Here is a 6,357-nt window from a genome sequence, read left to right on the forward strand (position 1 = left end):
GCGCGATCATGGGCTGGTCACGGTCGGGGTGCGGTCACGGGAGATGGGCGCGGATCAGGTGGGCGGCTCCGGGGAACACGCCGGCGGGGCGTTGCGGGAAGCGGCCGAAGTTCGCGCCGGGCCCGCCCGGGATCGTCGCCGACTCCACGGTCCATCCGGCCGCCTCGAACAGCCCGGCGGGATCTTTCGTGCCGAACGGGCCGGGCTCACCGCGAGCGGCCCGATATTCGTTGTAGGACCGCATCGAGTCGCCGAACTCGCCCATCACGTCGGCGACGAAGGCGCTCCCCGGCGCGCAGACGGCGTACGCCGACCGGAGCAGGGCGGTCACATCGTCCGGGAAGAGGTAGAAGAGGAGCCCTTCCGCCACCCACAGCGTCGGCCGGGCAGCCGAGAAGCCGGCGGATTCCAGCGCGTCCGGCCAGTCCGGAGTGGACAGCGAGGCGGTGACGAACCGGCGCGTACACCGGGGCGGTCCGAGCGTCTCCTTGGCGGGAAACGGCGACGAGTCGATCTCGTACCAGCCGGTGGCGGGATCGAGGGGCAGGCGCCACGCCCGGGTGTCCAGGCCAGCGCCGAGCAGCACGACCTGCGGCAGCCCGCAACCCAGGACCTGGTCGTCGAACCAGCGTACGCGGACGGGGATGAACTCGTTCGGCCCGGTGACGGCCTCGGAGTTCGCCATCATCGCGTACCCGGCCGGGCCGGCGAGCGTGTCGGCGTAGGGGTCGTCGAACAGGCGGTCGGAGCGGGTGCTCTCCCGGGCGCGTACGGCGGCGATCCACGCCGCTGAACCAGCTGTCACCAGGCGATCTTAGGCGGCGAGCGTCAGGCGGTAGCCGACGCCGCGGACCGTCTCGACCTCCAACTCGGGGCCGGCCGCGCGCAGCTTGCCGCGCAGGCGTTTGACCGCGGAGTGCAGGATCGCGCTGTCGCCCAGGTAGACGCCGCCCCAGACGGCGGTGAACAGCCGCTGGTAGGTCCACACTTCGCGGGGCGGGTACGCGAGGCACGCCAGCATCCGCATTTCCAGGCGCGTCAAGGGCAGCGGCTGTCCATGCCATGTCACTCTGTAGCCGACTGAGTCGACCAGGAGGTCACCGACGACGATCGGCGCGCTGATCGCCGGTGCGACCTCGGCCGGAGCGCTCGGGAACAGCAGCGCGCGCAGCTCGTCGAGGTCGGCGCAGAGCAGCACGACCCCGCCCGGATCGAGTTGCCGCATCAACCGCTCCCGGACGGTCGCGTCGGCGGAGACGCACACGATGAGAGTCTTCTCGGCCAGTTCCATCGCAACCTCCCCAGGTGGTTGCCAAGGCATTCAGGCAACCCTTTTCGGCCGATGATGTCAACCCGATCGTCGGAACAAAGTCATCGATCTGACGACCGGGATCACCTGAGCGACCAGGTACTGCCAGACAGTTGCCTGTCGGGCGCCATTGATGGTCACCACCGTCCACAAAGATCATTGCACCATGTGTGCATTCGGGAACCGGTCGTGACGGACCGGCGGTCGGCCTTGCACGGGAGCCGCACCACTTCGCGGAGGTAAGGCCACCCGCCCGATTGCCGAAATTGGGGAGGATTGCGAATGGCACTAACCCACAGGAGCCCACACGGCTTCTTAGGTGGCGTCCGCCGGGCGCCGCTGGCCCTGCTGGCCGGCTTGATCCTGGTCGTAGGGCTGGCCCAGGCGCCGGCGACCGCCGCGCCGTCGGGGAGCAAGGCGACGGTCAGCACCGAGCTGACCGCGAAACTCGCCGCGGGTGGCAGCACCCAGTTCCTGGTCTACCTGCGCGACCGCGCCGACCTGAGCGCGGCCAAGTCCCTGCCGGCCACCCAGAAGGCCGAGCGGGTCTACCTGGACCTGAAATCCACCGCCGACCGCAGCCAGGCCTCCGTCAAGGCGTTCCTGGACGAGCGGAAGGTCTCGTATAAGGCGTACTTCATCGCGAACGTGCTCAGCGTGACCGGCGACCAGTCGCTTGTGGACGCCCTGGCCGCGCGCGGCGACGTGCTGCGGATCGACCCGGTACGCGTACACAAGCTGGAAGAGCCCACGCAGGGCACGGCGCAGGCGACGGTCGACGCCGTGGAGTGGGGCATCGCCAACATCAAGGCGCCGGACGTGTGGAGCACGTACGGCGACCGGGGTGAGGGCATCGTCGTCGCGAGCGTCGACAGCGGCGTGCAGTTCGACCACCCGGCGCTGGTGAACCAGTACCGGGGCAACCTGGGCGGCGGCACGTTCGACCACAACTACAACTGGTTCGACCCGGCCGGCATCTGCCCGACGGCCGCGCCGTGCGACAACAACGACCACGGTACGCACACCATGGGCACGATGGTCGGCAGCGACGGCGGAGCGAACCAGGTCGGCGTCGCGCCCGGCGCCAAGTGGATCGCGGCCAAGGGCTGCGAGGTCAACACCTGCACGGACACGTCGCTGCTCGCGGCGGCCCAGTGGATCGCGGCGCCGACCGACCTCAACGGCAACAACCCGCGGCCGGACCTCGCCCCGAACATCGTCAACAACTCGTGGGGCGGTGACGGCGGCGACCTGTGGTACCAGGCTTCGGTCGACGCCTGGATCGCGGCCGGCATCTTCCCGATGTTCTCCAACGGCAACGAGGGCCCCGGCTGCAACACCTCCGGTTCCCCGGGCGACTACCCGGAGACGTACTCCGCCGGCGCGTACGACATCAACAACGCGATCGCCGGCTTCTCCAGCCGCGGCGCGTCCGCTGTGGACGGCGGCCTCAAGCCGAACATCTCGGCCCCCGGCGTCAACGTCCGGTCGTCGATCCCCGGCGGCTACGCGGCCTTCAACGGCACCTCGATGGCGTCCCCGCACGTGTCCGGTACGGTCGCGCTCATCTGGTCGGCCGCGCCCGCGCTCAAGGGCGACATCGCCGCGACCAAGGCGCTGCTCGACTCCACCGCCACCGACACCGACAACACCAGCTGCGGGGGCACCGCAGCCGACAACAACGTCTTCGGCGAGGGCCGGCTCAACGCCTTCCTCGCGGTGACGAACGCTCCGCGGGGCCCGTCCGGCACCGTCTCCGGCGTCGTCACGGACGCATCCACGGGTACGCCGATCGCCGGCGCCACCATCACGTCCGGTACGCGTACGGCGACCTCGGCCGCCGACGGGTCCTACTCGTTGACCGTGCCCGCCGGCGACCAGCCGGTGACCGTGACGAAGTTCGGCTACCACGACGCGACCGCCACGGTGACCGTCACCGACGGCGGCACGACGACGCAGGACTTCGCGCTGACCCCCGCCCCGAACGTGACGGTCAGCGGCAAGGTCACCGACGGCTCCGGCCACGGCTGGCCGCTCTACGCGAAGATCGTGATCCCCGGCCACGCGCCGGTGTTCACCGATCCCTTCACCGGCAAGTACTCCGTGGTCCTGCCGGGCAACACGACGCACACGTTCACCACGTCGGCGCAGGTGCCGGGCTACAGCACGACCACGACCTCGGTCACGCTGGCGGCCGCGGCCAAGACGGTGAACCTGGCGCTGCCGGTCGCGGCCGACTGCACCGCCCCCGGGTACGCGGTGAACTTCAGCTCGCCGCTGCTGTCGCAGTCGTTCGACGCGACGACGACCCCGGCGGGCTGGACGGTCGCCAACGCCACCGCGACGGGCGGCTGGCAGTTCAACGACCCGGGTGCGCGGGGCAACCTGACCGGCGGCACGGGCGGCTTCGCCATCGCCGACAGCGACAAGTTCGGCTCCGGGACGACCATCGACACCTCGCTGGTGACCCCGGTGGTGGACCTGACCGGCCAGTCGCTGCCGTACCTGAAGTTCAACAGCGACTACCGCTCGTTCAGCAACTCCTTCTCCGATGTGGACGTCAGCACGGACGGGACCACGTGGACCAACGTGTTCCACGAGTCCACCACGTCCGTACGCGGTCCGCGCGTGGTCCAGCTGGCCCTGCCGCAGCTCGCGAACGCGGCCACGGCCCAGATCCGGTTCCACTACAAGGGCACCTGGGCCTGGTGGTGGGAGGTGGACGACGTCAGCGTCGTCAACCGCGCCTGCCTGCCGACCCCGGGCGGCATCGTGTCGGGCTTCGTGACCGACGCGAACACCACGGCGGGTCTCGTCGGAGCGAAGGTCGGCTCCGGTGACGTGCCGGCCGACACCGCTCTCACCGTCGGTACGCCGGACGACCCGGCGGCCTCGGACGGCTTCTACTACCTCTTCTCCACCGCGACCGGTGCGCACCCGTTCACGGCCACGAAGAGCCCGTACACGGCCGTGTCCAAGTCGGTGACGGTGGTGGCCGACAGCGTCAAGCGGGCGGACTTCGCCCTCAAGGCGCCGCGACTGGAGGTCTCACCGGCGACGGTGCAGTCGTTCCAGCCCTACGGCAGCGTACGCAAGACGACGGTGACGCTCACCAACACCGGCTCCGCGCCGGCGACCGTGAACGTCCTGGAGCGCAACGGCGGCTTCCAGATCCTCAGCCGTACCGGGGCGAACCTGGTCACGAACAAGCTGCCGGGCAAGGCGAGCATCGCCCTGCGCGGCGTGAAGGCCGGCATCAAGGCCCAGCCGGCGGCCTCGCCGTCGGACGCCTGGACGTCGATCGCCGACTACCCGCAGGAGGTCTTCGACAACGCCGCGGCGACCTTGAACGGCAAGGTCTACTCGGTCGGCGGCGGCATCGACACCGGCCTGGAGAACAAGGCGTACGTCTATGATCCGGGCACCGGCGCGTGGGCGGCCCTGCCGAACATGCCCGTCGGCCGGACCAAGCCGGCGGCCGTGGCGACCGGCGGCAAGATCTACGTCCTCGGCGGCTGGTCCGCCTCGGGCGCGCCGGTGAACACGGTGGACGTCTTCGACCCGGCCACCGGGGCGTGGAGCACCGTGGCGGGCGCCGTGAACCCGGCACCGCGGGCGGCGGCCGGAGCCGGTCTCGCCAACGGCAAGATCTACCTGGTCGGCGGCTGCACGGACGACGCGTGCGACCACTCAGCCGACAACGTGGTCTTCGATCCGGCCACCGGGGCGTTCAGCGCGGCTGCGGCGTACCCGCAGAGCGTGGCCTGGATGTCCTGTGGCGGCATCGGTTCGAAGGTCTACTGCGCCGGCGGCTCGGGTGACGAGGACTTCACCAACGGGTTCTCGTACGACCCGAACGCCAACGCCTGGTCGCCGATCGCCGACATGCCGATCGACCTCTGGGGCTCGGCCGGTTCCGCCGCGGGCGGCCTGCTGGTCCTGGCCGGTGGTGTGACGGGCGGCTCGACCGCGATCACCAACGAGACGATCGCGTACGACCCGGCCACCAACGCGTGGACGAACGCGCCCAACGCCCAGTTCAGCGTCTACCGTGGCGCGGGGTCGTGCGGCGCGTACAAGATCGGTGGCTCGCCGTCGTCCTTCGTGGGCTCGGCGGACTCCGAGGTCCTGCCCGGACTCGAGCAGTGCGACGAGGCGTCGGACGTGCCGTGGCTGAGCGAGACCCCGGCCACGTTCACGATCGCGGCGGGCAAGTCCAAGGCGATCACGGTCTCGCTGACCGCGACCGCCGAGGCGGGCGTCGCCCAGCCCGGCAAGTACACCGGCCAGCTCGGGTTCTCGGCGGAGACGCCGTACCCGGTCGGGACGGTCGCCGTCGAGATGAACGTCTCGCCGCCGCCGTCCTGGGGCAAGATCACCGGCACCGTCGCCGGGCTTTCCTGCAGCGGCACCCACGTGGGCGTCAAGGCCGTCGTCCAGCTCAACTCGCAGACCACGCCGGGCGTGAAGTTCACGCTGCACGCGGCAGCCGACGGGTCCTACGAGTACTGGATCCCGAAGGGGACGTACCAGATCATCGTCGCCAAGGACGGGTGGATCCCGCAGGCGGGCACGGTGAAGATCGAGGCAGGCATCGTCAAGACGGTGGACTTCCTCCTCGACTCCGACCCGCCCTGCCCGAGTGGCATATAAGTTCGGATAGCCAAGCCGGCGCCGGGTCTCTCCAGGAGATCCGGCGCCGGCTTCCTCCAATTCAAGATCAAATTCATGTCCCGGGTTCGTCGATCTCACTTCCGCTCCTCCCGCGGGAGACCGTTCCGCCCCTATCGCTGCGCTCCGGGGACTCCACTGCCAGGTTTCTGGGGCGAAGCATCGTTCACCGTCGCCTGGTCACCGTTTCGCCCCAACCCCCGCCCGGCCTTTGTCGCGACTGTCCGATATGGCGGCCGGGTGGATCGGCTCGTCGGTGATCGTTCGCGGTGGGGATGTAGTTTCGGGACCCATCCTCTCGATCACGCCGTCCCGCGGTCGGCCGTTGCCCGTGATGCGGGAACGATCTTCCGCCAGATGGGCACGAGGCGCTGATT

3 protein-coding genes are annotated in these 6,357 nt (G+C 70.0%); 1 reads left to right on the forward strand and 2 read right to left on the reverse strand.

Annotated features, from left to right (window positions below):
* Positions 1–34: 34 nt before the first annotated feature.
* On the reverse strand, positions 35–805 hold the full coding sequence (locus G401_RS0134975) for a class I SAM-dependent methyltransferase (RefSeq protein ID WP_027346156.1): 771 nt from the start codon (positions 803–805) through the stop codon (positions 35–37).
* A 9-nt stretch (positions 806–814) separates the two neighbouring features.
* Complete coding sequence (locus G401_RS0134980; protein WP_027346157.1) at positions 815–1,291, reverse strand: winged helix-turn-helix domain-containing protein; 477 nt, start codon at positions 1,289–1,291, stop codon at positions 815–817.
* 300 nt (positions 1,292–1,591) lie between these two features.
* Between G401_RS0134980 and G401_RS0134985 the strand changes: the two genes are divergently transcribed.
* Positions 1,592–5,962 carry a S8 family serine peptidase gene (locus tag G401_RS0134985; protein ID WP_084557964.1) on the forward strand — a complete coding sequence of 1,457 codons (4,371 nt, stop codon included), beginning with the start codon at positions 1,592–1,594 and terminating at the stop codon, positions 5,960–5,962.
* Positions 5,963–6,357 lie beyond the last annotated feature (395 nt).

The organism is Hamadaea tsunoensis DSM 44101, assembly GCF_000428945.1.
Taxonomy (GTDB): Bacteria; Actinomycetota; Actinomycetes; order Mycobacteriales; family Micromonosporaceae; genus Hamadaea; species Hamadaea tsunoensis.